Raw genomic sequence first — 25,828 nt, forward strand, 5'->3', positions numbered from 1 at the left:
CTATTCGTCCGGTCCCGGTTCCGGCCAGGGCTCCTTTGCCGCTTCCGCGTACCAGTGCCGCATCGCCGGCGTAGCCAGCACGGCGTCGACATAGGCCCTGGTGTCGGGCGCGAGTTCGCCGCCATAGGTGTCGAAGCGGGTGACGACCGGCGCGTACATGGCATCGGCCGCGGTGAAATGGCCGAACAGGAAGGGGCCGTCCTTGCCGTATTTTTCGCGACACGCGCGCCAGATGGCCTCGATGCGAGCGCGCTGCACTTCCCCTTCGGCGTCGAGCGGCTTGTGGCCCTTGGGCCGGCGTAGATTCATCGGCCAGCCATAGCGGACCTCGCGAAAGCCGGAATGCATTTCGGTGGCCACCGAGCGGGCCAAGGCACGGGCGCCGACATCATCGGGCCAGAGCCCTCTGTCCGGAAACAGGTCGGCAAGATATTCAAGAATGGCAAGGGTTTCCCAGACGATCCTGCCCCCGCCCTGCAACGGCTTATGATCCAAGACGGGGACCAGTCCGGTCGGCGACACCTTGGCAAGATTGGCAAAGGTCTCGGGCGTCCGCAGGCGCACGAAGCTCTCCTCGAACGGGATCTCCAGATGCTTCATCGCCAGCCATGGCCTGAGCGACCAGGAGGAGAAGCATTTGTTGCCGATGTAGAGCGTGAATTCAGCCAAGGCGATTTCCCCAAATTTTCGTCACACTAGAGCAATCCCACGAAAGGTGTGTAGCGGTTTTCCCGGGAAAAGCGCGAGCGCTTTCCCTTGGGGGTTGCATCCAAACAAAGAGTTGGAGCAGTTCGACGTTTCCGTGAAACGATGAACTGCTCCAGCCACACGGCGCAATGGCAGCCAAGCGTTTCGGCCGCTTTGCTGCGTTCACCCGTGATGAATTCAGTTTGCCTGTGCAGCCAATTGCGCCCCCGGCGAAACACCGGCGCGGGCGCGGATCGCGGCGACCGCGCTGGCAATATCGGCATTGACGCGCAGCGCCTCACGTCCGGCTTCTATGGTGAGGTCGACCTGCTCGACCGGCAGCTTCAGCCGGGTCGGTATGGCGTTGAGCCTAATTTGCACCGCCGGATCGAGATCGGCGAAAGACAGGTGCTGCACCACGAGCCGGACGTCGCGGCAATTCCAGCCGCCCGTCGAGCCTCGATAGGCGGCCACCGTCGGGGCCGGCAAAGCGCAGCGGTAGCGCACCAACTCCTGCTTCCACTGCGAGACGGCCAGGGTCAGGGCATCGAATTCGTCACGCACAGAGGAAGAAAGCGTGGTGCTGGTCACGGCGTCGAGCAATTCCGATGCCTTTGGCCCATGGAGTGTTTTCGCCCAACTCACATCCCTGTTGCTGCCCGCATCGGCGACGATGAAGATCAGCGTCGTCAGGCGAACGGCTGCCGAAGGCGACAGCGGCCCGTAGGGCGTGCCGGCGGCCGAGCGCTCAAGCGAAAAGCCGGTTACGCCGATATTGTCGGTCAAACCGCCGTCGAGCAGCTTCACATAATCGAGCGGATCGGCGTTCTGGTAGGAATCGAGCGCGCTGGCGTAGGCCTTCAGCCTGAGCGAGGCGTTGCGGTCGGCAAGCGCCCGGCTCAGCCACAATGGCTTGCGGTAGCCGCAATCCGGCTTGGTCGCGGCGACCACGATCGGGGCGAAGACGATGGGCACGGCGGCGGAGGCGGCAACCGCATCGGCCAGCCGCACCTTGTCAAGGTCGCTGCACAGGGCCGCGAAGGTGTCGTAGGTGAACATGAACGGCGTACGGTTGTAGATATCCGACGCGTTGACCCAGACGATCGGGCGGTCCGGCCTGCGGAATGCCTCGAAAGTCGCGCCGTCGAAAAGATGGTCGTTCAGCCATTTGGCGAAGCCGCTGCGGTCATTGACGCCACCATAATAGGCGCGCACGAGATTGAGCGGCGACACCGACGTCCTGAGATCGGCTTCCGCGTCCTGGATCAGGAAGCGCTGGCGAAAATCCTGGTAGCCGTCCTTGCCCTTGTAGCCGAAATAGGCCGCCGCGATGGCGCCGCCAGACGCTCCGGAAATCATCCTGATGTCGTCGACCAGCGTGCGGCGGTACGGTCGCTCGTCGATGACGATGTCGTCCAGGGCCTGCAGCACGCCATAGGAGAAGGCTGCCGCCCTGGTGCCCCCGCCTGAAAAGGCGAGGCCGACCACGGTCGAACCATCGTCGCCCGGATCGGGGATGAAGGTCGGTGAAGGGTGTCCTGCTTCGGATGTCAGGACGTTGATCGGTCCGACATCGTCGGCGATGCAACCTGCCGTCAGCAGGGAGACAGCGACCGCCAAGGCAAGGCGAGACAGAAAACGCATAGAACTCCCCCGGCGGGCCGTAGGCTGATCCCGCGCAGAACCTAGCCGCATTGCCTCGGCAGAGGCAACCAGTTGTCTGGGGGCACCCTTCAGGCCTGCGGAACGTAAGCAAGGCTGGCCCGTTTGCCTATCCAGAGTGAAAATCCCGACATCCCAGGAGATGCGAAATGGTGAACAAGGATCAGGTCGCCGGCGTGGCCAAGCAGGTCAAGGGCTCGATCAAGCAAGCAGCCGGCAAGGCCACCGGCAACCGGCAGACCCAGGCCGAAGGCATGGCCGACAAGGTCGCGGGCAAGGTGCAGAAGGCCTATGGCGACATGAAGGACAAGGTCAGAAAGGCGTTCTGATTCCGCATCGGGAAGATCGGCAAAGGCGGCTGCCCGAGGCCGCCTTTTCATGTGCTCCAGCCCTTGCTGAAAGCGTTGGTGAAAGCGATCTCGCCGTGGTCGTCGGTCGCCTCGCCCAGCACCACGTCCATGCCATCGCTGGTTACCCTGGCCAGAGCGAACCCTCCCATATAGGCAGCCTTCGGCTTGAACAGGTCGAGCCCGTCGCGACGGTAGATCAGCGAGGTTTCGTGCTGATGACCGTGGAAGATGGCAATGACATTGTAACCCTTCAGCGCCACCACCAGCGCCTGTCTGTCGGCCTCGCCCCACCAGTGCGGCGCACCGGCGCCGTCATCGTCATAGGTCCGCTTGGAGGGATCCCACCGCTCCGTCGAAAATGTGTCCCAGCCATAATGCTGGAACAGGATGACGGGACGGCCATCCGCCGCATAGGTCGCCAGATCCTGCTTGAGCCATGGCAGGCTGCTATCGGCGCCATGGCCGGTATCGCCGGCGAAGCGATGTGTCTGGACGAGATGCAGGCCGCCCCAATCCCATGAATAGCAGTCGGTCTCGACATCGTAGTCGGTGGCCGGCACGGGCGGCTTGAAGAACACGCCGGCACGATGGTTGACTTCAACATAGTCACGCAGTTCGCGCCGGTACCAGTCGACATGGTCCGGCGGGCCGTTCTGGTCGAGATCGTGGTTGCCGAGCCCGACATAGACCGGCATGTGGACGCGATCCAGGCCGACGCCTTGGCTGTAGCGCTGGCTGAATTGAAGCAGCTGCGTACCCTCGCTCGGCTGGGTGATCTGGCCGCCGCCATCGTCGGTGATGTCACCGCCGATGACAAGGCCGAGCGGCATGCCGATCCGGCGGCCCGCTGAACGCAAGCGGGTGGCGACACCGTTGATCTCGGTCGGCCAGTCCTTGTCGCCGATGGCATTCAGTGCAGCGACGTTGCGCAGCAGCGCGGCGTCGGTCTTGCCTTCCTGCTGGCAGTTGGGGCTCAGGCCGCTTGCCATGCGGCAGGCATGGACATCGGCGATGAACAGGAAGGTGGCGTCGATGGGCTGGATGCGCTGCCCGGTCTGGCTGAACGCCGGACGTGAAAGCGCGCCAGCCGCGGCAAGACCGGCGGCCTGGGCCAGAAAGCCGCGTCGTGAAAGCAAAACAGGGGAATGGCGATTCATCATGCCGGAATTTCAGCACAAGCGATGTCCGTCCGTCCAGTTTCGGCAATATCGCCACTGCCTTGACCATCGACATCGCAATCAACGTCTGCCACTTCTACCTGCGCTTGTATTTTCAAGAACAGGGGGCGTCATGAAGAGCGCGCTTGTCGGCATGGCATTGGCGGTTCTGCTGCCTGCAAGTGTTGCGTTTGCCGGTCCATGCGTCGATGCGAAATCGGCCAAGAATGGCTTCATTCTGGCGAGGCCCGGTATCCAAAGCGAATTTCGGCCAGTGGCGGGCGGGATGATTTCCGTCGCCAATACTTACGAGTCGCAATCACCGCAGAAGCAGTTCCTGTTTGCCGGCCTGATCGAGGTTTTTCGTGACAGCGCCACCGGCCGGGTGGCAATGATCCCATTTTCCGACCTGCGAAAACTGTTTCCGCTGAAGACGGGAGCCAAGAGCACGATCGAGTTCGTCGAGCTGTCGCCTGACAAGCAGCCGAAGGCCACCAGGACGCTGACCCTGGTCGTCAAGGGCAAGGAAACCTTCAGCCTGGGCGACTGTAAGTACAACGTTCTGGCGGTCAAGGAGACCTTCAAGAACGGGAGTGGCGAGACGCTCGATGCGTTCACCGCGCTCTACTCACCCGACCTGCAAGCCGCTCTTGCCCGGCGCTATGATGAAGGGACCAGTGCGGAATCGGTCAACGGCTACGAGACGATCAAACCGCTGGCCGAATAGGGGCCGGGCTGCCCGCGTTTATCGCGGCACCGGCCGCGAAGCGATCCAACCTGCCTTAGACGGCGCCATGCCGCCGCAGCACCCTGCGACGTCGCCTCTCGCCCCGAGACGGTGCGACTTGGGAGGCGCCGCGCTCCAAAGCCGCGAGGCAGTCGCGCAACGGGCCGGCGTCCTGCGCCGTCTTGGCCATCGACATGGCGCCGGAATAGGAGGCGATGGCAAGTGCGGCAAAATGCTGGGGATCGGTACCTTGTTCCCTGCCCTCCTGCTGGTCGGCACCGACCTTGTCGGCGATCGCCTGGCGCCATGCCGCAAAGATGCCGGCAAGGGCAGCGCGCAGATCGGGATCGGCAAGCGACAGTTCATGCGCCAGATTGTTGAGCGGGCAGCCGCGCACGAAACCCTGCTGGTCCAGTTCCGCCGCCACGGCCTCGAACACGGTCCGCACCCCGTCGCGCGCCGAAGCCGCCGTCTTGACCGGCGCGATCCATGTCTGCTCGACCGCCGCCGCCACGCGCTCCTCGATCACAGCCAGGGCAAGCGCCTTTTTGGTCGGGAAATGGTGATGCAACGCGCCGCCGCTGACCCCTGCCGCCGCCATCAGGTCGCCCAGGCTGGAAGCGTGATAGCCGCGTGCCTGAAACGCGACCTCGGCCACATCGAGAACTTTCCTGCGCATCCCCTCTGGGTCGTTGACGCGTTTTCCAGGCCGTACGCCCGATCGGGTGGTCATCTCTGCTGACATTACCGGACAATAGCATGTTGACAAAACAGGACAACCGGTCTGTTTATAAACAGGACGATCACCCTGTTTCTGGAGACTACCGATGAATCCGCGCCTCGAACTTCCCATGAAGGTGCTCGCCTCGCCCGTCGTCGAGTTGAGGCAATACACATTGAAGCCAGGGCAGCGTGAAACGCTGATTGCCCTTTTCGACCGGGAGTTCATCGAGAGCCAGGAGGCGACTGGCATGGTCATCATCGGCCAGTTTCGCGACCTGGACCGTGCCGACATGTTCGTCTGGCTGCGCGGTTTCGAAAGCATGGACACCCGCAAGGAGGCCCTGGCCACCTTTTACGGCGGGCCGGTCTGGGCCGCGCACCGTGACGTGGCCAATGCGACGATGATCGATTCCGACGACGTGTTGCTGCTGAAGCCGGCATGGCCGGGCGCCGGGTTCGACCTCTCTGGAACGCAGCGCGCCGCCTGGGCCACGGGCGAAAAGCCAATTCAAAACAAACCGCTGGCTGGCATTGTTGTCATCCGGATTCATCATCTGCGGCCAGGCGTGGAGACCGACTTCGCCAGTCGCTTCAAGGCCGAGGCGGTACCCATGATGAACGCCTCCGGCGTCCGCCTCCTCGCCGCTTTTACCACGGAGCATGCCGAAAACAGCTTCCCGCGCCTGCCCGTGCGGGCGAGCGAAAACGTCTTTATTTCCGTTACCGGCTTCGACGCCGAGGCGCATGCCCGCCATGAAGCCGTCCTGGCCGCGTCGCCGAACTGGCGGGCCTTTTGGCAGGCAGCTGAGCTCGACCTGACCAAACCAACGGAGACTCTGCGGCTCTCGCCTACTTCGCGATCGTTGGTCGGGCCGAGCCTCTAGGCTCCCAATGCCTCGATGATGGCCCCGGCAACGAAGGCCGGATCCTCCCAATGCGGGTTGTGGCCACACGCCTCGGCACGCACGAGTCTCGCCCCCGCTAGGCTGCGCAACAGCGCCTCCTGGTGCGCCTTGCCGAACAGCGGGTCGCACGCGCCGGCGATGATCAGCGTTGGGGTCCGCACTGCCTGTGCCCCACTGGTCAGGTCGGCCGGGCATATCTCTTCCAGAATGGCGCGCCAGCGCGCCGCGGGCATCGCCGATGCGTCTTTCGCCAGGCCGGCTAAGAACGGCTGGGGCACATCGGGCCGGCAGGCATGCCACCAGTCATAGAACGGGTCGGCTGGCGATATCGGGTCACGTAGGGCCTGGACACCCGTAACGAGTGGATGGTCGTGTGCGAGATCGGGCTTCAGCGTGCCTGCCATGAGCACCAGCCCCCCTAGGAGTTCAGCGTATCGTGCAGCCAGAGCGATGGCCACCATGGCGCCCAGCGAATGGCCAACGACAACAGGCCGATCGAGTTGGAGATGCCGGATCAGCCCGGCAATATCATCGGCGAAGTCGGTAATGCCGCAACCCTTGCCCGCTGGCGACGCACCGTGGCCGCGCAGGTCGGGCATGATCAGCCGGCGGCCAGCCAGGTGCGGCGCCAGCAGCGAAAAGCTGCGGCTGGTGTCGGTGAAGCCATGCACCAGAACCAGCGCCGGCTCGGCGCCCGATATCTCGACATAGGCGATCTCGAGGCCGCCGGGATTGACGAATTGCTTGCGGCCGGCCCAGCCGTCCTGCTCCGCACCCGGTGTCGCCTTCAGGTCGACCGCCGTCACAGGCCGAGCTTCTCCTTGACCGCGGCAAGGCCGGGCTTGCCGTCGAAGGTGGTGACGCCGGCGAGCCAGGTGTCGAGGCGGTCCTTGTTCAGCGTGATCGCCTTCAGTGCGCCGTCCTCCGGCTTCATGCCGTCATTGATCAGGTAGCCCATGCCGACATTCTCGAAATCGATGTCGAAGGCGAGATTTTTCAGGAACTGCGCGACGTTGGGACATTGCTGCAGATAGCCCTTGCGCACCTGCGTCGTCACCGTCGCGGCACCGAAATTCGGGCCAAAGAACTTGTCCCCACCAGTCAGATATTTGAAATCGTACATCGTGTTCATCGGATGCGGAGCCCAGCCCTGAAAGACGATGAACTGCTTCTCCTTGATCTCATAGCCGACCTCCGAGAGCATGCCCGCTTCGCTCGATTCGACCACGTGCCAGCCGTCAAGGCCGAAGGCCGGATCGGCAATGGCGTCCATCATCAATTGATTGGATCCGGGTTCGATGCCGTACATTTTCTTGCCGAACTTGTCGGCGAATTTGTGCAGGTCGGAAACATCCTTGACCCCGCCCTCCCAGACATAAGTCGGTACGGCGAAGGTGTATTTGGCGCCGACGAGATTGACGCGGACATTCTCGATCGAGCCGTCCTTCTTGTAGGGCTCGTAATAGGTGACCATCGCAGGATCCCAGTAACCCAGGAACAGGTCGAGATCCCTGTTTTTCATGCCCTCGTAGATGACGTTGATACCGAGCACTTCGCTCTGCGACTGATAGCCGAGCGCTTGCAGCAGGACGTTGGCCACCCTTGTGGTGAAGGCGAGATCGTTCCAGCCAGGCTCGGCCATGCGAACCGTCTTGCACTCTTCTGCCTCTGCCGCCCGGGCCGCGTGAGACGCCAGCACCAAAGCGGCAAGGCACACGCCATTTGCAAGGATGCGCAACATTCCGGTTCTCCTCTTGTCCTCAATTGACCAATTGGTCTTTTTATTGTCCCGCTGGTCAATAGTTGATCTAGACGGACGAAGATGTCAACGTGGATTCGCAATGCCTGGATCGAACCCGTGAAACTCAAGCGTCTCGGTGACATACGCCGCAAAGAGTTGCGGCAAGCCGCTTTCGCGGTGCTGGAGCGCGAAGGCATTGCCGGCGCGACCCTGGAAAAGGTTGCCGCCCATGCCGGCGCCTCCAAGGGCATCGTGCTGCACTATTTCCGCAACAAGCAGGAATTGTTCGAACATGCGATGCGGGAAGCCAACGCCGTGCTGCGCGACGCTGTGGTCGCCCGGCTTCGCCAGGCGCGCACGCCAAGGGAACGCCTCGATGCGGTGATCGATGGCAATTTCGAGGAGCATCTGTTCCAGCCATCGCTTTGCCATGCCTGGCTTTCGCTCTGCGCCGAGGTGCCGCGCGACGAAAAGCTGGCGCGTATCCAGAAGGTGCTTCACGCGCGCATGCGCTCGAACCTGTTGTCCGGTCTGCACGGCCTCACCTCGCCCAAAATTGCCGACGACATCGCGCTTGGCGTCACCGCGCTGATCGACGGGCTTTGGTTGCGGCTCGGCCTGGAGCCGGGCAGCGTGTCGCGCGAACAGGCTATCCGCCAGGTCAAGGATTTCGTCGCCGCGCGGCTGGCCATGCACCAGCCTGCGACCGTCAGCGCATAGGCCGGCCCGGCCTCTGGGCAGGCCGGAATTCCATGCCAAGCGAAGGGCGCGCCGTCAGGGCGGCCAGCCGGTCGCGCGGTTGCGCCGCTCAAGGCCGGATTTCAGATTGCCGCCGGCGGCGGCGTGATCCTTCAGAAGCCTCGCCCATGCCGCCACCGCTGCCGCCCGTGTCAGGCGGGTCCTGGCGAAATCCTGCGCCTCCGCGGCTATCTCGGCCTCCAGTTTCGGATTGGCGCGCAGCCATTCTATGCGTTCGGCCAGATCGGACAGGTCGCGCGCCACCGGGACATAGTGGCGAAACGGTTCGATATCGTCGAAGAACCACTCGCGCCACGGCCGATCCTGCAACAGCACGACCCGTTTGGTGTGGAGCAGCATCTTGAAGCGGCCACTGTAGCCCGCGCCCTCGACATCGATCATGTACCTGTAGGTAGCGACCTGGTCTTCCATTGTCTTGAAGGTCGCGGAATACCGATTGATGCTGGTGTTGTAGTTCGGCTCGGTGTCGTAGGCCTCAAGCAGATCCGGCCGCGCCTTTGCAATCTCGACTATCGCATGGCGAGCATGGTTCATGCAGCGTCCCGCCCAGAACAATCTGTCATCGCGCGGCGGCTCTTCCGAGGCGGCAGCCATCGCCCGCGTCTTCTGGTCGTAATCGTCGAACTTCGCGTCCGGCCAGCCATCGAAAACGAAATCAGGCGCGGCCACCTCGCCATAGCCGTCGGCTTGAGAGAAGGCAAAGCGTGTGCGGAAATAACGATGCCTTCTGCGCGACGGCGTATCGCCGAGCAGCATATAGAAGGGCGGCAGGCTTTGGACGCCCAGGGACGCCAATGCCTCGGCGATCAAGGTCAGGACCTGCACGTGCCGCTCAAGCCAGGCAGCGCGGGAGCGCACCTTGAGCGTCCCGCCTTCGAAACGGCAGTGTATCTCGCCGCGATTGAGCCCAGGCAGAAAGCGCCTGCCAACCTCGACGACGTCGACAGCCATGGGAAGCGCTTTCGGTCCGTTCTTGAGTGGTGCCATTTTCAAAAGACGCTCGTCGCGGCTCGTTTCGATCAACGCGGCTATCCCGTTGGCGCGGCGGATGCAAGGGGCAGACAATCCCGGCATCGGCACCTGACGAAGTTCATACCGTGGGATAGGCCCGCGGCTTGACCCGGGCCGCGACCATGCGGTGCTCTGGCCCGACCCAAAACTTCGGAGCGCCAAATGAGGCTTCAAGACAAGCGTGCGCTGGTGACCGGCGGCTCGGACGGCATCGGCCTGGCAATCTCCGAGGCGTTCCTGCGCGAAGGAGCCGATGTCCTGATCGTCGGCCGCGACGCCGGCAAGCTCGAAGCCGCGCGCGACAAACTGGCCGCGGCCGGCCCAGGCGCAACCGTGGAGACATTGTCGGCCGACCTTGCCACAAGCCCCGGCATCGCAGCGGTTGCCGAACACGTGAAAGCTTCCGGCCGGCCGCTCGACGCTCTCGTCAACAATGCCGGTGTGGCCTATCTCGTGCCATTCGAGACCGTCAGCGAGGCGCAATTCCAGCACTCCTTCGCGCTCAATGTGACAGCCGCTTTCTTCCTCACCCAGGGACTGCTGCGGCATTTCGGTGCTGGCGCCTCCGTCATCAACATCTCCTCCTATTTCGCCAACAAGATGATCCCGAAGCGGCCGTCCAGCCTCTACTCCCTGTCCAAGGGCGCGTTGAACTCGCTGACCAAATCGCTTGCCTTCGAGCTCGGCCCGCGCGGCATCCGCGTCAACGCCATCACGCCCGGCACGGTCAACACAGCCATGCGCCGCAAGACCATCGACAACCTGCCAGCCGCGGCAAAGGCGGAACTGGCTGCCTATGTCGAACGCAGCTATCCGTTGGGCCGCATCGGCCGGCCCGAGGACCTTGCCGGGATGGCGGTATATCTCGCCAGCGACGAGGCTGGGTGGACCAGCGGTGGGGTCTTCCCGGTGGATGGAGGCTATACGGCGGGATGAGGCCACACGGAGAAAGGAGAAGCGCCCATCTTCAACCGATTTGCATTCGCACCACCCGCAATCTCCGCTTGAAGGCCATTGTGCAACGCGATACGCCGTTGCCCAAATCGACAGACCGGAGACTTGCCGTGAGCACGCCAAAGACCAGAACCGAAACCGATACGTTCGGCCCCATCGAGGTTGCAGCCGACCGCTATTGGGGCGCACAGGCGCAGCGCTCCCTGGGGAATTTCAAGATCGGCTGGGAAAAGCAGCCGGCTTCGATCGTGCGCGCGCTCGGCATCGTCAAGCGGGCCGCGGCGGAAGCCAACATGGAGCTTAAGCGGCTTGATCCGGCGATCGGCAAGGCGATCATCGCGGCCGCGCAAGAGGTCATCGACGGCAAGCTCAACGACCATTTCCCGCTGGTGGTCTGGCAGACCGGCTCCGGCACCCAGTCCAACATGAACGCCAACGAGGTGATCTCCAACCGGGCGATCGAGATGCTTGGCGGCGTGATGGGGTCGAAGAAGCCAGTGCATCCCAACGACCACGTCAATATGAGCCAGTCTTCGAACGACACCTATCCGACGGCCATGCACATTGCCTGCGCCGAGCGCATCGTGCACGATTTGCTGCCAGCGCTGAAGCACCTGCACAAGGCGCTGGACGCCAAGGCCAAGGCCTTCAATCACATCATCAAGATCGGCCGCACACACACGCAGGATGCCACTCCCCTCACCCTCGGCCAGGAATTTTCCGGCTATGCGGCGCAGGTCGCCTCCTCGATCAAGCGCATCGAAATGACGCTGCCCGGCCTGCAGGAACTGGCGCAGGGCGGCACCGCCGTCGGCACCGGCCTGAATGCGCCTGTCGGCTTCGCCGAGCGGGTGGCTGATCGCATCGCCGCCATCACCGGCATCGCCTTCGTCACCGCGCCGAACAAGTTCGAGGCGCTTGCCGCCCACGATTCCATGGTGTTCTCGCACGGCGCCATCAACGCGGCTGCCGCCGCACTGTTCAAGATCGCCAACGACATCCGCTTCCTCGGTTCCGGCCCACGCTCTGGGCTTGGCGAATTGTCACTGCCGGAGAACGAGCCTGGCTCTTCGATCATGCCCGGCAAGGTCAACCCGACGCAGTGCGAAGCGATGACACAGGTCTGCGTGCAGGTGTTCGGCAACAACGCCGCAGTGACCTTCGCCGGCAGCCAGGGCCATTTCGAGCTCAATGTCTACAATCCGCTGATGGCCTACAACTTCCTGCAGTCGGTACAGCTCCTCGCCGACGCGTCGGTCTCCTTCACCGACAATTGCGTCGTCGGCATCGAGGCCCGCGAGGACAACATCAAGGCGGCCCTCGACCGCTCGCTGATGCTGGTGACGGCGCTGGCCCCGACCATCGGCTACGACAACGCCGCCAAGATCGCCAAGACGGCGCACAAGAAGGGCACCACGCTGCGCGAGGAAGCGCTGGCCACCGGGCTGGTCAGCGAGGCTGACTATGACCGGCTGGTGCGGCCGGAGGACATGACGCATCCGGGATAAGGTGTTTTCGGCGGGAGAATTTACTCCCGTCGCCGCGCTGTTCGACACGAATTTCACGCCTACTGCCCGATCACGGGAATGTATAGGCTGTGAACAATGTGTCGCCGGATAGGCGGCTTTGGTGAACAGTCGGCATCGTCTATCTCTGGGTCATTCAACCCATTCGGAGAGCCACCATGTCCATCAACACTTCAGCCGCCGGCGCCGGCGCCGCGTCCAACAGCTCTGTCACCATCCTCCTCGGCCGCATCCTGCTCGCGGTTATTTTCCTGCTTTCCGGTTTCGGCAAGCTCACCGCCATCTCCGGCACAGCGGCCTATTTCGGCGGCCTCGGCTTGCCGGCGCCAACGGCAACGGCCGTCATCGTCGGTCTGATCGAACTGCTTGGCGGCCTCGCCGTACTGGTCGGCTTCCAGACCAGGATCGCTGCCTGGGTTCTCGCTGTCTTCACCGTCGCCACCGGTCTGGTCGCGCACACCGGCTGGGCCGACCAGATGCAGATGATCCAGTTTCTCAAGAACCTCGCCATCACCGGCGGCTTCCTGCTGCTGGCTTCATCGGGCGCCGGCGCCTACTCCATCGACGCCAAGCGCGGCTAATCCTCCTTTCCTTATGTGAAAGAAGCGGCTCGGAATTTTCCGCGCCGCTTTTTCGTTGTCTGGAATAACCAGTTCGGTTTCGGCTCTAGCCTCACAGGCGTAAACTGCGCGGCGCCGGCTCGAGCCCAATCGGGCGCCGGCAAGGGAGGTGGCCATGACCCGCAACGCATTGCTTCTGGTTTCGCGACTGCTGTTTGCCGTGCTGTTCGTACCGTCCGGCTTCCAGGCCCTCGCCAACATTGCCGGCACGACCAGTTATTTCGCCGGCCTCGGCCTGCCGCTGCCTCCCCTTGCCGCCTGGGGCACGGGCCTGTTCGAGCTGATCGCCGGATTGCTGGTCCTCGTCGGCTTCCAGACGCGGATCGTGGCGCTGCTGCTGGCGGCCTTCTGCGTCGTTGCCGGCTTCATCGGCCATTACGGCCAGGGCGCTGACGATGCGACGCTCGCCTTCCTGCACCAGCAGATGCTGATGAAGGACATTGCGATCGCGGGTGGCTTCCTGGCGCTGGCCATGGCCGGTGCCGGAGCCTGGTCGGCCGACGGACGCAGTTTCGGCATCGGTGCGGACGCGACCTGAGCCTCGATCCACCGGAACGCGCTATTTGACCGAAACGCTCGGCCCGCCTTCCACTGCCAGCACCAGCCTGCGGTTGGTGATCCGAGCCAGCTGCGCCAGCCGGCCGGCCGGCCGCTCGCCGTAGAGGTCCGAGAGCGAGGCCGGCAACACCAGCGCCAGCACGCCATTGGCGCGCTGCTCCCATTTCAGCCTGGGCATGATGCCGGGCATCGAGGCCGTCAGCAGATAGACGACGCGCATCATCGCCGCCAGCACCCGGGCACGCTCGAGGTAGCGCGGCGTCGCCAGCGCCTTGATTTCCGGCGCGATGGATTCGTTGAAGATGCCGTCGTGACGATAGGCGTTGGCCAGTGCCAGGAAGGCACGGCCCGGATGGTCGACGCCGAAGAAAGAGGCATGGGCAATGATGTTGAGCGATTGCCTGCCGCGATACTCGGGATGCGCGCGCCAGCCGATATCGGCCAGCAGTGCGGCGGCATGGCGGTAGCGCGCCTCATCCTCGGTCTCGTCGATGCCGAAGGCAGCGAAGGATTTGGCCGTCCAGTCGACCAGTTCATGCGCATGGGTGACCGAGCGCGAACGCAACCGGGCGAGCTCCTCGGACGCCGAAATCAACGGATCCGCCTTCTGCTCCGCCTCGTCGAGCAACGAATATAGGAAGCCTTCGCGCACACCGAGCGCCGAGACGATGATCTTCGACGGCTGCATCGCCGCCATGATCTCCTGCAGGACGATGGCGCCGTAGGGCAGCAGCGAACGGCGGTTCTTCGAGACGCCTTCGATCCCCTTGACCTTCTCGATCTCGGCTTTGCCCACCTGCTTGAGAAAGTTCGCCGCACTGTCGGCTGATATCTCGTAATGGTGCATGACGCCGAGCGGGTAGTTCGTCATCTCCATGTGCAGCCGGGCCAGGTTTCGCCAGGTGCCGCCGACGGCGTAAAAAGGCCGGCCCTGCCCGCCCTTCAGCAGCTTGGCCCGCGCAAGCTCTTCGCGCGCGATCTTCTGCGCCTGAGTGAGCGAGTTTTTTGCCATGTCCTGCAGGCGCAGGCCACCGAGCGGCAGCGTTATGCCGTCACCGATCGCCTCGCCACTGACGTCGACCAGTTCGAGGCTGCCGCCGCCCAGATCGCCGGCGATGCCATTGGCCGGATGGAAGCCGGAAATGACGCCGAGCGCCGAATAATAAGCTTCCTGGCGCCCGCTGATCACCCGGATCTCGGTCTTGAGCACGTCCTCGGCCCGATGGATGAAATCGGGACCGTTGATCGCCTCGCGCGCGGCGGCGGTGGCCAAGACATACATATGCTCGGCGCCGGCCTGGTCGGACAGCGCGCGAAAGCGGCGGAACTCCTCCATCGAGCGCGTCACCGCCTCGGGGTCGAGTTTGCCGGTCGAGACGATGCCGCGGCCAAGACCGGCCAGCATCTTTTCGTTGAACAGCATGGTCGGCGAGCGCGCCAGCCCTTCATAGACAACGAGGCGGATCGAATTCGACCCGATGTCGATGATGGACAGCGGTCGGCGATCCTGCAGCCGGCCCTGGGAATCAGACAGCATCAGGTGGACGCTGCGGCGTTCTTCTTGCGGCGCTTGAACTGCGCGATGCGCCTGGGCGCATGCGACTTCAGCGCGTCACCCCGTCCGGACAGGCTCGGATTGGTCATGAAATATTCCTGCGCGTTGAACGGTTCCTCGCCCTCCTCCAGCACCACGCGCCGGGAGGTTCCATCAGCCAATACGTCGAAACTTTGCTGATTGTCCATGATATTGCCAAGCATGATCTGGCCGAGCACCTGTTCATGCACAGTTGGATTGGTGATCGGCACCATGGTCTCGACGCGACGATCGAGATTGCGCGGCATCAGGTCGGCCGAGGAAATGTAGACGATCGCCTCGTCCGACGGCAGGCCATGGCCGTTACCGAAGCAGTAGATACGGCTGTGCTCGAGGAAGCGGCCGACGATCGATTTGACCCTGATGTTTTCCGACAGGCCCGGCACCTGTGGCCGCAGGCAGCAGATGCCGCGCACGACGAGGTCGATCTCGACACCGGCGCGGCTGGCATCATAGAGGGCGTCGATGATGATCGGGTCGACAAGCGCGTTCATCTTCATCCAGATGCGCGCCGGCCTGCCCTCCAGTGCATGGGCGACTTCGTCGGAAATGTGCTGCAGGATGCGGTTCCGCAGCGTGAACGGCGAGATCGCCAGCCGCATTTCGGCGGTCGGCTCGGCATAGCCGGTGATGAAATTGAACAGCTGCGCGACGTCGCGGGCAATCGTCGGGTCAGTGGTGAAGAAGGACAGGTCGGTGTAGATGCGCGCGGTGACCGGATGATAGTTTCCGGTGCCAAGATGCACGTAATTGCGTAGCTTGCCATCCTCGCGCCGCACCACCAGCGACATCTTGGCATGGGTCTTAAGTTCGAGGAAACCGAACACGACCTGCACGCCGGCGCGCTCCAGGTCGCGCGCCCAGCGGATATTGGCTTCCTCGTCGAAGCGCGCCTTGAGCTCGACCAGTGCGGTCACCGACTTGCCGGCCTCGGCCGCGTCGACCAGCGCGCGCACGATCGGGCTGTCGTTGGAGGTGCGGTAAAGCGTCTGCTTGATCGCCACCACTTCGGGGTCGGCCATTGCCTGGCGCAGGAACTGCACCACCACGTCGAAGGATTCGTAGGGGTGGTGGACGATGATGTCCTTCTCGCGGATAGCGGCAAAGCAATCGCCGCCATGCTCGCGGATGCGCTCGGGAAAGCGCGGATTGTAGGGTGTGAATTTGAGGTCGTCACGGGGCACGGCGACGATCTCCGAGATCTGGCTGAGCGCCAGCGGTCCGGTCAGGACGCTGATGCGGCTCGATGACACGCCGAGTTCGCTGGCCACGAAATCGCGCAATTCGCCAGGCATCAGCTTGTCGAATTCGATGCGGATCACCGATCCGCGACGGCGGCGCTTCAGCGCGGTCTCGAACAGGCGTACCAGATCTTCCGATTCTTCCTCGACCTCGATATCGCTGTCGCGGATGATGCGGAAGGTGCCTGAGCCCTTGACCTCGTAGCCGGGGAACAGCTTGCCGATATAGAGCCCGACCGCCTCTTCCAGCGGGATGAAGCGGACATGGTGCTTGCGATCCGGAAGACGGATGAAGCGCTTCAGCGCCACTGGCAGGCGCAGGAGCGCGCTCATTTCCTCGCCGTTCTTGCGATGGCGAAGCTGCAGCGCCATCGAGAAGCCGAGATTGGGAATGAACGGGAACGGATGCGCCGGGTCGATCGACAGCGGGGTGAGCACCGGAAACACCTGGTCCTGGAAATGCTCTTCCAACCAGATCTTCTCGTCCTTGGTCAGAGCGTCGCGGGTGATGGTCTCGATGCCTTCCTTGTTGAGCAGCACAGTCAGCGCCGAAAGGCTCTTCTGCTGGTCTTCCTGCAGCCGTTCGACCTCGCGCAGCAGTTGTTCGAGCTGCTGTTCGGGAGTGCGGCCATCAGGGCTCTTCAGCACGATGCCCTCGCGGACCTGGCCGGCGAGGCCTGCGACCCGCACCATGAAGAATTCGTCGAGATTGGCAGCCGAGATCGAGAGGAAACGAACGCGCTCCAGCAGCGGATGATGGGTGTTCAGCGATTCCTCGAGCACGCGGCGATTGAACTGCAGCCATGAAAACTCGCGATTGACGAAACGATCGGGATTGCCGCCTTCCGGGCTCGCCGCTTCGACATTGATGAATTCGCTCTGCACCGGCTTCAGTTCGTTCATGGTTCCTGCTCTTTCCACCGCTCAGCCGGTTAACCGGCTTAACTTATCCTCTGACAGGCTTTTGCGACAGTTTCATTTCATCGATCTTGCAAAGAGACCTGTTATGATCCAGATGCATGCGAGACTGCGTTAAGGAGACGACGATGGCAGGCGGTTCCATTCCCCATTTCCAGAACGATGCGGGCCATCCGGCGATTGACATCGGCGTCAGGGAATTCATGTGCACGGGCGCCAACCCGCCTTTCGATCACCCGCATGTGTTTCTCGACATGGGCGACGACAATGAGAAGGTCTGCCCCTATTGCTCGACGCTCTACCGCTATTCGCCAAAGCTGAAGGCGACGGAAACGCTACCTGCCGGCTGCCTCTACATCGACCAAGCCGCCTGATTCCTTCGCGACGGACCTGATGGAAGACACGCGCTCCCGGCAAATCGTCATCGCCGGAGCGGGCGTCGCCGGGCTGACCTCGGCACTTGCTTTTGCTAGACGCGGCTATCCCGTGCAGGTGTTCGAGCAAGCGCCGCGCCTGGAAGCTGTGGGGGCCGGCCTCCAGCTTTCCCCCAACGCGACACGCATTCTGCGTGACCTCGGCGTACTCGACCGGCTGTTGCCGGCGGCGGTGCGGCCGGAGGCCGTGGTGCTGAAGGATGCGAGGACGTTGCGGGCATTGGCGCATGTGCCGTTGGGGCAGTCGGGTGAAGACCATTGGGGCGCTCCCTATCTCGTCGCGCACCGGGCCGACCTGCAGAGCGCGCTGATGGCGCGTGTTGCCGAGATGCCTGATATCCATCTCACCCTCGGGGCGCGTGTCCAAAGAATTGCGACTGGCAGCCATGGTGTCAGGGCGACCGTCGAGATCGGCGGCAAGACGGCGGAAGAACAAGGCTCCTTGCTGGTCGGCGCCGATGGCGTCTGGTCTTCTGTGCGCGGGCTTGTCGACGCAAAAAGGATGGCATCGCCAAGAAACCGTTTTTCGGGAGAGTTGGCCTGGCGCACCACCGTCGCTTCCGACAGCAGAGCCGGGCAGGCCTTCGCCGCGATCGGCGCAGCCGATTGCGTCACGACTTTCCTGCATCCGGGTTTCCACATGGTCGCTTATCCGGTCAGCAAGGGCGACGCATTCAACCTCGTCGCCTTCACCAAAGGCGAGCGCATTGCCGAGGGCTGGTCCGGCCATGCCGATCCCGGCATCCTCGCCGCCGCCATGCGCGGCACCGCGCCAGGGCTTGTGCAGCTGGTGGAAATGGCCGGCCCGTGGCTGACCTGGCCGTTGCATACCGTCGAACAGAAACAGCCCTGGACAACGCCGGCCGGCATTGCGCTGATCGGCGATGCCGCGCATGCGATGACGCCATTCGCGGCACAGGGCGCGGCGATGGCGATCGAGGATGCCGCGACGCTTGCCACTCTGGTCGCCGACTTCCCCGCCGATCCGCGACAGAGCCTGAGCATCTGGGAGAATCTGCGGCGGCCGCGCCTGGAGAAGGTGCTTAGACGCGGTGCGTTCAACCGGCTTGCCTGGCACGCCCGAGGCCCGGTGGCGCTGGCCCGCAACCTGGTGCTGGCGACGCGGCCGGCGCAGAAGCTCGCGGCCGATCTCGACTGGCTTTATGGCTGGGAGGAACCGAAGGTCGTCAGGCGGTAGGACGTCGAGACAAGTCAGCCCGATAGGTTGTCGGGACAGCACCTCCCTCTGTCCTGCCGGACATCTCCCCCACTGGGGGGATTTTGGCGGCTTTGGCGCCGGCGTCATCTTGGAAACGTTGCCGAGTCTCAATTATACAACCGCATCGACCACCCCAGCGACACCGGCAGCGGGTTCCACCAGCCGGTCCGCAGGCCAGCGGTACGCAGAGCGGCAGCGGTCCAGGTGTTGCATCCGACCAGCGCGTTGAAATGGCCGTTGGCTTCGAAAAAGCCGTCGAATTTTGAATAAGCGGCGTTCTGGACATGGATCGGACCGTTCAGTCCCTGCTGGAAACTGGCCTGGATGAAATCGAGCAACGCCGCGAACCGCTTCCCGTCAATGTCGAAGCCCGCGACATCCGGGTGTGGTTCGGCGATGGCGCCGGCGACATCGACATGCATCACCGAGGCATCGAGGGTCAGCGCCTTCATCACCGGACCGGCTTTGAGTTCGGACCAGGTCGGTGTTTCCAGATAGAAGGCGCGGCCTCCCCAGCCGAAGACGATGTAGCGCACCTCCGGACTATCGGCCGGGATGCCGGCTTCGACCAGAAAATGAAAGCGCTGACGCACGGCATCGTCCACCGGGATGGCAATGTCGGTATGGATCGGATTCTTCAGCACCAATATGTGCCGCATGCCCTCGCCCGCGGATGCTGCCGGCCAGAGCGGGCGCGGCACCAGCGTGCCGAGGGCCGCTGCAAGCACGATCACGGCGAGCGACATGGAAAGGAAACGCAGGACTTTTCTCATCGATGACGCCCGCTGCTCTGCCGCCAATCGCATCAGCCGACCCATAACAAAAGAGCCCGGCCGCATTACGGCCGGGCTCTTGCGCTCGGTGTGAAACCGGTCAGTGCAGGATCTGCGACAGGAACAGTTTCGTGCGCTCATGGCGCGGATGGTCGAAGAATTCGGCCGGCGTGTTCTGCTCGACGATCTGGCCCTGATCCATGAAGATCACCCGGTTGGCGACCTTGCGGGCAAAGCCCATTTCGTGGGTGACACACAGCATGGTCATGCCTTCCTCGGCGAGCCCCACCATGGTCTCCAGAACTTCCTTGATCATTTCCGGGTCGAGCGCCGAGGTCGGCTCGTCGAACAGCATGATGCGCGGGTTCATGCACAGCGAACGCGCGATCGCCACACGCTGCTGCTGGCCGCCTGAAAGCTGTCCCGGATACTTGTTGGCCTGCTCCGGGATTTTCACGCGCTTGAGGAAATGCATGGCGATTTCCTCGGCCTGCTTCTTGGGCGTCTTGCGCACCCAGATCGGCGCCAGCGTGCAGTTTTCCAGGATGGTCAGATGCGGGAACAGGTTGAAGTGCTGGAACACCATGCCGACCTCGCGACGCACCTCGTCGATCTTCTTCAGATCATTGGTGAGTTCCTTGCCGTCGACGATGATCTTGCCCTTTTGGTGCTCCTCCAGCCGGTTGATGCAGCGGATCATGGTCGACTTGCCGGAGCCCGAGGGCCCGCAGATGACGATGCGCTCGCCGCGCATCACCTTCAGATTGATGTCCTTCAGCACATGGAATTCGCCATACCATTTGTGCATGGCGATGATGTCGATGGCGACATCTGTGGTCGAGATGTGCATCTTGGCGGCGTTGACCTTGATCTCTTCCGCGCTGACGGCATTTTCGGTGGCCATTGACAGGGTTCCCTTGGTCTTTCGTTTAGCGTTTGTGGCCGGTGTCGAGCCGGCGTTCGGTGTACATTGAATAGCGCGACATGCCGAAGCAGAACAGCCAGAAGACGAAGGCGGCAAAGATCAGGCCGGACTTGGCCGTCTGCGCCGTCGCCCAGTTGGCGTCGGAGAAGTTCTGCTTGACGATGCCAAGCAGGTCGAACATCGAGATGATGGTGACCAGGCTGGTGTCCTTGAACATGCCAATGAAGGTGTTGACGATGCCCGGTATGACCAGCTTCAGCGCCTGCGGCATGACGATGAAATACATCTTCTGCCAATAGCCGAGACCGAGCGAATCGGCACCCTCATATTGCCCCTTGGGAATCGCTTGCAGGCCACCGCGCACCACTTCGGCCATATAGGCGGCCGCAAACAGCGACACGCCGATCAGCGCGCGCAGGTACTTGTCGAAGGTGACGCCCGGCGGCAGGAATAGTGGCAGCATGACGCTGGCCATGAACAGAACGGTGATCAGCGGAATGCCGCGCACGGCCTCGATGAAGATGACGCACAGCATCTTGACGATCGGCATTTTGGAGCGCCGGCCAAGCGCCAGCACGATGCCAAGCGGCAACGACACGACGATGGCCACAAAAGATAGCGACAGCGTTACCAGCAAGCCCCCCCAGCGCGCGGTTTCGACATGTTCCAGACCGAACACGCCGCCCACCAGCAGGAAGAACGCCACTACAGGTAACCCGACAATCAGCAGCAGGGCGTTGAGGCCCTTGCGCGGCACGCTCGGGATCAGCATCGGCACCATAAGCACGACGAGCAGTATGCCAACCAGAATCGGCCTCCAGCGTTCCTCGAGCGGATAGGTTCCGAACATGAACTGGCCGAACTTGGCGTTCACAAAGGCCCAGCAGGCACCAGACCAGCCGTCCGGCTGAATTCCGCCTTGCGTTACCGTGGCACAGACGGTCCGGTTCGGTCCTGTCCAGACAGCGTTGATGAAGGCCCAGTTGATGATCTGCGGGAGGATCATCACCACCAGTGCGATACCGATTATGGTCATAATGGTATCGCCCGTCGAGGCGATCAGGTTCCTGCGCACCCACGCACTGAAGCCCGAGACGCCGGCAGGCGCCGGTTGCGCCAGCATCATTTCGGTGCGAACCCAGGACATATCATGTTCTTGCATGTCCTTACCTCTCCACCAGCGCCATTTTGGCGTTGAACCAGTTCATCAGCAGCGAGGTCAGGATGCTGATGGCCAGATAGATCACCATCATGATGACCACGCATTCCACTGCCTGGCCGGTCTGGTTGAGCACCGTTCCGGTCGTCGCCGTCAGGTCGGGATAGCCGATGGCGATGGCGAGGGAGGAATTCTTGGTCAGGTTGAGATATTGGCTGGCCAGCGGCGGAATAACGATGCGCATGGCCTGCGGCACGACCACCAACCGCAGCGCCTGGCCGGAACGCAGGCCAAGCGCCGCCGAGGCCTCGCTCTGACCCTTGGCGACACCGCGAATGCCGGCGCGCACGATTTCGGAAATGAAGGCGGCGGTATAAAACGACAGCGCCAGATAGAGTGACAGAAACTCCGGCTTGACGACGAAACCGCCGCTCAGGTTGAAAGTCGACTGCTTGGGAAAATCGAAAGTCAGCGGAAAGCCGCTCAGCGCGTAGGCGAGCAGCGGCAGCCCGACAATCAGCGTCAGGGATGTCCAGAACACCGGGAATTGCTGGCCGGTCGCCATCTGGCGCTGATGCGCCTTGCGGGCGACGAACCACGCCATGGCGATGCCGACAAGCAGACCCACCAGAATCAGCCAGGAGCCGTCACCCCAGATAGCGCGCGGGAAATAGAAGCCGCGCTGGTTGAGGAAGGAACCGAAAGGCAGATGATAGCTGTCACGCGGCGCCGGCAGCACGGCCAGCACGCCGGAATACCAGAAAAAAATGACCAGCAGCGGCGGGATGTTGCGGAACACCTCGACATAAACGGTACAGATCTTCTGGATCAGCCAGTTTTTCGACAGCCGGCCGATGCCGACGATGAAACCGATGATGGTGGCGGTGATGATGCCGACAAAGGCGACGATCAACGTGTTGATCAAGCCGACGATGATGGCCCGGCCATAGGTGGAGTCCGACGTGTAGGCGATGGGCGTGTCCGAGATGTCGAAACCGGCGCGGCCCCTCAGAAAGCCGAAGCCGGAGGCGATGTGAAGGTTCGTGAGGTTCACGATGGTGTTGTGGACTATCCACCAGACACCCGACACCAGCAAAGCAACGACCAGGCATTGATAGAAAACGCTGCGGACTTTGGGATCGTTTATAAGAGAAGCCCGGCTGGGCTCTTCGCGAAGAACTTCCTGCGATGCCATGTGACCGTCCCCTGGAAAGAGAAACCGGAAGGCAGAGTATCTGCCTTCCGGATCACATTTCGGTCAGCGGATCGGCGGAGCGTATTGCAGGCCGCCCTTGGTCCACAGCGCGTTGATGCCGCGCGCGATCTTGAGCGGGCTGCCCGAGCCGACATTGCGATCGAACATTTCGCCGTAGTTGCCAACGGCCTTGACGATGTTGACGACCCAATCGTTGGAGACGCCGAGATCGGTGCCGATCTTGGTGTCGGCCTCCTGGCCGAGCACGCGCTTGATCTCCGGGCTGGCCGAATTCTTCATCTCATCGACATTGGCCTTGGTGATGCCGAGTTCCTCGGCGTCGAGCAGCGCGAAATAGGTCCACTTGACGATATGATACCACTGGTCGTCGCCTTGGCGCACGGCCGGGCCCAGCGGCTCCTTGGAGATGATCTCGGGCAGCACGACGTGATCGGCCGGCGAGCCGAGCGTCAGGCGGATGCCGTAAAGGCCCGACTGGTCGGTGGTGTAGACGTCGCAGCGGCCGGCATCATAGGCGGCATTGACCTCTTCGAGCTTCTCGAAGACGACCGGATTGTACTCCATCTTGTTCGCCTTGAAGTAGTCGGCGAGGTTGAGTTCGGTGGTGGTGCCGCTCTGCACGCAGACGGCGGCGCCCGAGAGCTGGAGGGCCGAATTGACGCCCGGCAGCTTCTTGGCGTTGATCATGAAGCCTTGGCCGTCATAGTAGGTGGTGCCGATGAAATTCAGGCCGAGCGCGGTGTCGCGGTTGATGGTCCAGGTGGTGTTGCGCGACAGGATGTCGACCTCGCCGGACTGCAGCGCGGTGAAGCGTTCCTTGGCGCTGAGCGGCGTGAACTTGACCTTGCTGCCGTCACCAAAGACGGCGGCCGCGACAGCGCGGCAGAAATCCGCGTCTATGCCCTGCCAGTCGCCCTTGTCATCCGGCGCCGAGAAGCCAGCCAGACCGGTCGAGACGCCGCACTGGATGAAGCCCTTCGCCTTGACGGTGTCGAGCGTCGTGGCCGACGCGGCCGACGCCATCAATCCAAGCGTAGCGGCGCCAAGAATGCCGATAGCAATATGTTTCATGACCCACAGACCCTTTTCTCTGTTTTTCAGGCAAACCCTGATCTTTTTTCCCGCGTGAACGCAGCTCCCATCCCGGCCCATTCCCGGAACCCCGCATCGTAACCGACGCGCCGCCTCCCATTCACGAATGGCATCGAAGGCGATAATTCCGGTGAGGTCAAGGAAAATGACCGAATCCGAACGTGTTTGAAAATCGATTGCCTGAAATGCCCGAACCGCAGACAAACGCGCTCGATATCCAGGCCGTGAACCCATAAATCTGCCAAACGGACGGCATGCAAGATCCTCCGCGACCCGATAGCCAACTTATTATTACTGCACAGCAACACATCAACGCTGCACCAACAGCCGACACTTCTTTACCAGCTGGCGCTCAAGCGCCCGATTTTGCCGACGGCATAGTGCATGCTGACATCGTCCCGATCTCGTGAGCGATCTGGCCCGCAGCAGCTCGAATTCCAGAATCGGCGAGCTCTCTCTCTATTGCCGCGCTCAGCGATATCGTATCCGGGTTCGGCAGCGCGATGCCCGCGCCGGTTCGGCCGGCACATGACAGAAGATGGCCTCCGCGAAAGAAATTGGCATATCCGAAGTCGGTTTCCTGGCGAACGCCATGCTGTTGCACGGCCCATGCCGCCGCACTATGGCTAGCGGCCTACCAGAAGAGGCAGGACGAATGGCAAAAGACGGCAACAAGCAGGGTTCCGGCACAGTGGGCATCAACACGCGGCTTGCCCATTCGGGTAACAACCCGCACGACTATTTCGGCTTCGTCAATCCGCCGGTCGTGCATGCCTCGACGGTGCTGTTCCGCAATGCAGCCGCGATGGCAAGCCGCACCCAGAAATACACTTACGGCACGCGCGGCACGCCGACGACGGACGCCCTTGCCCACGCCATCGACGCGCTGGAGGGATCCGCGGGCACGATCGTGGTGCCGTCGGGGCTGGCGGCGGTGACCATTCCGCTGCTCGCCTTCGTATCGGCGGGAGATCATCTGCTGATCGTCGACAGCGTCTACCATCCGACCCGCAATTTCGCCGACACCATGCTGAAGCGGCTCGGCGTCGAGGTGGAGTATTATGATTCCCGTATCGGCGCCGGCATCGCCGCCTTGATCAAGCCCAACACCAGGGTGGTGTTCACGGAATCGCCGGCGTCCAACACATTCGAGGTGCAGGACATCCCGGCGATCGCCAAGGCGGCGCATGCGGCCGGCGCCATCGTGATGATGGACAACACCTGGGCGACGCCGCTCTATTTCCGGCCTCTCGACCATGGCGTCGACATTTCCATCCACGCGGCGACGAAATATCCGGCCGGCCATTCCGACGTGCTGCTCGGCACGGTGTCGGCCAATGGAAGCCACTGGAAACAGCTCTATGAGAGCTTCTGCACGCTTGGTTGCTGCGCAGGCCCCGACGATGTCTACCAAGTGCTGCGCGGCCTGCGCACGATGGGCGTGCGCCTGGAACATCACCAGCGCAGCGCGCTTGCGATCGCGTCGTGGCTCGAAGGCCAGAAAGGCGTGGCGCGTGTGCTCCACCCGGCCCTTCCCAGCCACCCGGACCACGATTTGTGGAAGCGCGACTTTTGCGGTTCGAGCGGCATCTTTTCCATCGTGCTTGCCGGAGGCGGCCAGAAGGAGCAGCACGCTTTCCTGGACGCGCTGCAGATCTTCGGGCTCGGCTATTCCTGGGGCGGCTACGAAAGCCTTGCGGTGCCGGTCTGGCTTGGCGACCGCGTCGTTGCACAAGCCCCTTATGAAGGTCCGCTGATCCGTCTGCAGATCGGCCTCGAGGATGTCGACGACCTGAAAGCCGACATCATGCGCGGGCTGGCCGCTGCCGCTACCTGACCGCGCAAACGGGCTGAGGCGGGACAGGACCGCCAAACGG

The 25,828-nt window shown here is 62.7% G+C and carries 25 protein-coding genes; 11 read left to right on the forward strand and 14 right to left on the reverse strand.

Going from position 1 to position 25,828, the window contains the following annotated elements; genetic code table 11:
* A complete protein-coding gene (locus EB231_RS24440; protein WP_172351073.1) occupies positions 1-669 on the reverse strand; it encodes a glutathione S-transferase family protein in 669 nt (222 codons plus the stop codon).
* A gap of 216 nt (positions 670-885) precedes the next feature.
* Positions 886-2,331 (reverse strand): patatin-like phospholipase family protein, encoded by a 1,446-nt coding sequence (locus tag EB231_RS24445; RefSeq protein WP_172351074.1) that lies wholly within the window; start codon positions 2,329-2,331, stop codon positions 886-888.
* 167 nt (positions 2,332-2,498) lie between these two features.
* On the opposite strand from EB231_RS24445, the gene EB231_RS24450 reads away from it, so the two are divergent.
* On the forward strand, positions 2,499-2,678 hold the full coding sequence (locus EB231_RS24450) for a CsbD family protein (protein WP_172351075.1): 180 nt from the start codon (positions 2,499-2,501) through the stop codon (positions 2,676-2,678).
* Positions 2,679-2,725: 47 nt separating this feature from the next.
* Here the strand turns inward: EB231_RS24450 and EB231_RS24455 are convergent, their stop codons facing one another.
* On the reverse strand, positions 2,726-3,859 hold the full coding sequence (locus tag EB231_RS24455; RefSeq protein WP_172351076.1) for a metallophosphoesterase: 1,134 nt from the start codon (positions 3,857-3,859) through the stop codon (positions 2,726-2,728).
* Between EB231_RS24455 and EB231_RS24460 the strand changes: the two genes are divergently transcribed.
* A complete protein-coding gene (locus EB231_RS24460; RefSeq protein ID WP_246740712.1) occupies positions 3,858-4,583 on the forward strand; it encodes a hypothetical protein in 726 nt (241 codons plus the stop codon). The two genes, EB231_RS24455 and EB231_RS24460, sit on opposite strands and share 2 nt — an antisense overlap.
* 55 nt (positions 4,584-4,638) lie before the next feature.
* Here the strand turns inward: EB231_RS24460 and EB231_RS24465 are convergent, their stop codons facing one another.
* On the reverse strand, positions 4,639-5,262 hold the full coding sequence (locus EB231_RS24465; RefSeq protein ID WP_172351077.1) for a TetR/AcrR family transcriptional regulator: 624 nt from the start codon (positions 5,260-5,262) through the stop codon (positions 4,639-4,641).
* Positions 5,263-5,410: 148 nt separating this feature from the next.
* Here EB231_RS24465 and EB231_RS24470 point away from each other — a divergent pair, with 148 nt between their 5' ends.
* Entirely contained in the window at positions 5,411-6,190 is a 780-nt protein-coding gene (locus EB231_RS24470; RefSeq protein ID WP_172351078.1) for an NIPSNAP family protein, read from the forward strand.
* On the opposite strand, the gene EB231_RS24475 is transcribed toward EB231_RS24470, so the two are convergent.
* Together EB231_RS24475 and choX are read right to left on the reverse strand one after the other, a co-directional pair.
* A complete protein-coding gene (locus tag EB231_RS24475) occupies positions 6,187-7,017 on the reverse strand; it encodes an alpha/beta fold hydrolase (protein ID WP_172351079.1) in 831 nt (276 codons plus the stop codon). The two genes, EB231_RS24470 and EB231_RS24475, sit on opposite strands and share 4 nt — an antisense overlap.
* Complete coding sequence (gene choX / locus EB231_RS24480) at positions 7,014-7,952, reverse strand: choline ABC transporter substrate-binding protein (RefSeq protein ID WP_172351080.1); 939 nt, start codon at positions 7,950-7,952, stop codon at positions 7,014-7,016. Before choX ends, EB231_RS24475 begins: the two co-directional genes overlap by 4 nt.
* Positions 7,953-8,033: 81 nt before the next feature.
* On the opposite strand from choX, the gene betI reads away from it, so the two are divergent.
* Complete coding sequence (betI, locus tag EB231_RS24485) at positions 8,034-8,672, forward strand: choline-binding transcriptional repressor BetI (protein ID WP_172351081.1); 639 nt, start codon at positions 8,034-8,036, stop codon at positions 8,670-8,672.
* A 54-nt stretch (positions 8,673-8,726) separates the two neighbouring features.
* Here betI and EB231_RS24490 read toward each other — a convergent pair whose 3' ends face one another.
* Positions 8,727-9,734, reverse strand: a complete 1,008-nt coding sequence (locus tag EB231_RS24490) for a glycosyl transferase family 90 (RefSeq protein WP_172351082.1) — start codon at positions 9,732-9,734, stop codon at positions 8,727-8,729.
* Positions 9,735-9,884: 150 nt separating this feature from the next.
* On the opposite strand from EB231_RS24490, the gene EB231_RS24495 reads away from it, so the two are divergent.
* The 4 genes from EB231_RS24495 to EB231_RS24510 all read left to right on the forward strand — a co-directional run bounded on the left by EB231_RS24495 (position 9,885) and on the right by EB231_RS24510 (position 13,360).
* Positions 9,885-10,658, forward strand: coding sequence for an SDR family NAD(P)-dependent oxidoreductase (locus EB231_RS24495; RefSeq protein WP_172351083.1), 774 nt, complete (start codon positions 9,885-9,887; stop codon positions 10,656-10,658).
* Positions 10,659-10,786: 128 nt separating this feature from the next.
* Positions 10,787-12,184: a class II fumarate hydratase gene (fumC, locus tag EB231_RS24500; protein WP_172351084.1), complete on the forward strand. Its 1,398-nt coding sequence runs from the start codon at positions 10,787-10,789 to the stop codon at positions 12,182-12,184.
* A gap of 176 nt (positions 12,185-12,360) precedes the next feature.
* Positions 12,361-12,783 (forward strand): DoxX family protein, encoded by a 423-nt coding sequence (locus EB231_RS24505; protein ID WP_172351085.1) that lies wholly within the window; start codon positions 12,361-12,363, stop codon positions 12,781-12,783.
* Positions 12,784-12,937: 154 nt separating this feature from the next.
* A complete protein-coding gene (locus tag EB231_RS24510; RefSeq protein WP_172351086.1) occupies positions 12,938-13,360 on the forward strand; it encodes a DoxX family protein in 423 nt (140 codons plus the stop codon).
* Positions 13,361-13,381: 21 nt separating this feature from the next.
* On the opposite strand, the gene ppx is transcribed toward EB231_RS24510, so the two are convergent.
* Together ppx and EB231_RS24520 are read right to left on the reverse strand one after the other, a co-directional pair.
* Positions 13,382-14,917 (reverse strand): exopolyphosphatase, encoded by a 1,536-nt coding sequence (gene ppx, locus EB231_RS24515; RefSeq protein ID WP_172351087.1) that lies wholly within the window; start codon positions 14,915-14,917, stop codon positions 13,382-13,384.
* Entirely contained in the window at positions 14,917-17,118 is a 2,202-nt protein-coding gene (locus EB231_RS24520) for an RNA degradosome polyphosphate kinase (protein WP_172351088.1), read from the reverse strand. The genes ppx and EB231_RS24520 overlap by 1 nt, the downstream gene beginning before the upstream one ends.
* 143 nt (positions 17,119-17,261) lie before the next feature.
* Here EB231_RS24520 and EB231_RS24525 point away from each other — a divergent pair, with 143 nt between their 5' ends.
* Together EB231_RS24525 and EB231_RS24530 are read left to right on the forward strand one after the other, a co-directional pair.
* Complete coding sequence (locus tag EB231_RS24525) at positions 17,262-17,507, forward strand: zinc-finger domain-containing protein (protein WP_056563026.1); 246 nt, start codon at positions 17,262-17,264, stop codon at positions 17,505-17,507.
* Positions 17,508-17,526: 19 nt separating this feature from the next.
* A complete protein-coding gene (locus EB231_RS24530) occupies positions 17,527-18,765 on the forward strand; it encodes an FAD-dependent monooxygenase (RefSeq protein WP_172351089.1) in 1,239 nt (412 codons plus the stop codon).
* Positions 18,766-18,893: 128 nt separating this feature from the next.
* Here the strand turns inward: EB231_RS24530 and EB231_RS24535 are convergent, their stop codons facing one another.
* The 5 genes from EB231_RS24535 to EB231_RS24555 all read right to left on the reverse strand — a co-directional run bounded on the left by EB231_RS24535 (position 18,894) and on the right by EB231_RS24555 (position 23,930).
* A complete protein-coding gene (locus EB231_RS24535) occupies positions 18,894-19,559 on the reverse strand; it encodes a TIGR02117 family protein (RefSeq protein ID WP_172351090.1) in 666 nt (221 codons plus the stop codon).
* Positions 19,560-19,659: 100 nt separating this feature from the next.
* On the reverse strand, positions 19,660-20,409 hold the full coding sequence (locus tag EB231_RS24540) for an amino acid ABC transporter ATP-binding protein (RefSeq protein WP_031240865.1): 750 nt from the start codon (positions 20,407-20,409) through the stop codon (positions 19,660-19,662).
* Positions 20,410-20,488: 79 nt separating this feature from the next.
* Positions 20,489-21,646 carry an amino acid ABC transporter permease gene (locus tag EB231_RS24545; protein ID WP_172351091.1) on the reverse strand — a complete coding sequence of 386 codons (1,158 nt, stop codon included), beginning with the start codon at positions 21,644-21,646 and terminating at the stop codon, positions 20,489-20,491.
* A gap of 4 nt (positions 21,647-21,650) precedes the next feature.
* Entirely contained in the window at positions 21,651-22,838 is a 1,188-nt protein-coding gene (locus EB231_RS24550; RefSeq protein WP_172351092.1) for an amino acid ABC transporter permease, read from the reverse strand.
* 63 nt (positions 22,839-22,901) lie between these two features.
* The gene (locus tag EB231_RS24555; protein ID WP_172351093.1) at positions 22,902-23,930 is read right to left on the reverse strand and encodes an amino acid ABC transporter substrate-binding protein; all 1,029 of its coding nucleotides are present in this window, start codon (positions 23,928-23,930) and stop codon (positions 22,902-22,904) included.
* A gap of 676 nt (positions 23,931-24,606) precedes the next feature.
* Between EB231_RS24555 and EB231_RS24560 the strand changes: the two genes are divergently transcribed.
* The gene (locus EB231_RS24560) at positions 24,607-25,788 is read left to right on the forward strand and encodes a cystathionine beta-lyase (RefSeq protein WP_172351094.1); all 1,182 of its coding nucleotides are present in this window, start codon (positions 24,607-24,609) and stop codon (positions 25,786-25,788) included.
* Positions 25,789-25,828: the final 40 nt, after the last annotated feature.

The sequence above is a fragment of the Mesorhizobium sp. NZP2298 genome, assembly GCF_013170825.1.
Lineage (GTDB): Bacteria > Pseudomonadota > Alphaproteobacteria > Rhizobiales > Rhizobiaceae > Mesorhizobium.

Excerpts from the sequence above, each read along its gene's own strand:
- EB231_RS24560 (WP_172351094.1), top strand. The coding sequence starts at position 24,607 with ATGGCAAAAGACGGCAACAAGCAGGGTTCCGGCACAGTGGGCATCAAC.
- EB231_RS24445 (WP_172351074.1), bottom strand. The coding sequence starts at position 2,331 with ATGCGTTTTCTGTCTCGCCTTGCCTTGGCGGTCGCTGTCTCCCTGCTG.
- EB231_RS24450 (WP_172351075.1), top strand. The coding sequence starts at position 2,499 with ATGGTGAACAAGGATCAGGTCGCCGGCGTGGCCAAGCAGGTCAAGGGC.
- EB231_RS24460 (WP_246740712.1), top strand. The coding sequence starts at position 3,858 with ATGCCGGAATTTCAGCACAAGCGATGTCCGTCCGTCCAGTTTCGGCAA.
- EB231_RS24555 (WP_172351093.1), bottom strand. The coding sequence starts at position 23,930 with ATGAAACATATTGCTATCGGCATTCTTGGCGCCGCTACGCTTGGATTG.
- EB231_RS24520 (WP_172351088.1), bottom strand. The coding sequence starts at position 17,118 with ATGAACGAACTGAAGCCGGTGCAGAGCGAATTCATCAATGTCGAAGCG.
- choX (WP_172351080.1), bottom strand. The coding sequence starts at position 7,952 with ATGTTGCGCATCCTTGCAAATGGCGTGTGCCTTGCCGCTTTGGTGCTG.
- EB231_RS24470 (WP_172351078.1), top strand. The coding sequence starts at position 5,411 with ATGAATCCGCGCCTCGAACTTCCCATGAAGGTGCTCGCCTCGCCCGTC.
- EB231_RS24510 (WP_172351086.1), top strand. The coding sequence starts at position 12,938 with ATGACCCGCAACGCATTGCTTCTGGTTTCGCGACTGCTGTTTGCCGTG.
- EB231_RS24535 (WP_172351090.1), bottom strand. The coding sequence starts at position 19,559 with ATGAGAAAAGTCCTGCGTTTCCTTTCCATGTCGCTCGCCGTGATCGTG.
- betI (WP_172351081.1), top strand. The coding sequence starts at position 8,034 with ATGTCAACGTGGATTCGCAATGCCTGGATCGAACCCGTGAAACTCAAG.
- EB231_RS24530 (WP_172351089.1), top strand. The coding sequence starts at position 17,527 with ATGGAAGACACGCGCTCCCGGCAAATCGTCATCGCCGGAGCGGGCGTC.
- EB231_RS24525 (WP_056563026.1), top strand. The coding sequence starts at position 17,262 with ATGGCAGGCGGTTCCATTCCCCATTTCCAGAACGATGCGGGCCATCCG.
- EB231_RS24495 (WP_172351083.1), top strand. The coding sequence starts at position 9,885 with ATGAGGCTTCAAGACAAGCGTGCGCTGGTGACCGGCGGCTCGGACGGC.
- EB231_RS24505 (WP_172351085.1), top strand. The coding sequence starts at position 12,361 with ATGTCCATCAACACTTCAGCCGCCGGCGCCGGCGCCGCGTCCAACAGC.
- EB231_RS24550 (WP_172351092.1), bottom strand. The coding sequence starts at position 22,838 with ATGGCATCGCAGGAAGTTCTTCGCGAAGAGCCCAGCCGGGCTTCTCTT.
- EB231_RS24455 (WP_172351076.1), bottom strand. The coding sequence starts at position 3,859 with ATGATGAATCGCCATTCCCCTGTTTTGCTTTCACGACGCGGCTTTCTG.
- EB231_RS24545 (WP_172351091.1), bottom strand. The coding sequence starts at position 21,646 with ATGCAAGAACATGATATGTCCTGGGTTCGCACCGAAATGATGCTGGCG.
- EB231_RS24465 (WP_172351077.1), bottom strand. The coding sequence starts at position 5,262 with ATGCGCAGGAAAGTTCTCGATGTGGCCGAGGTCGCGTTTCAGGCACGC.
- ppx (WP_172351087.1), bottom strand. The coding sequence starts at position 14,917 with ATGCTGTCTGATTCCCAGGGCCGGCTGCAGGATCGCCGACCGCTGTCC.
- EB231_RS24540 (WP_031240865.1), bottom strand. The coding sequence starts at position 20,409 with ATGCACATCTCGACCACAGATGTCGCCATCGACATCATCGCCATGCAC.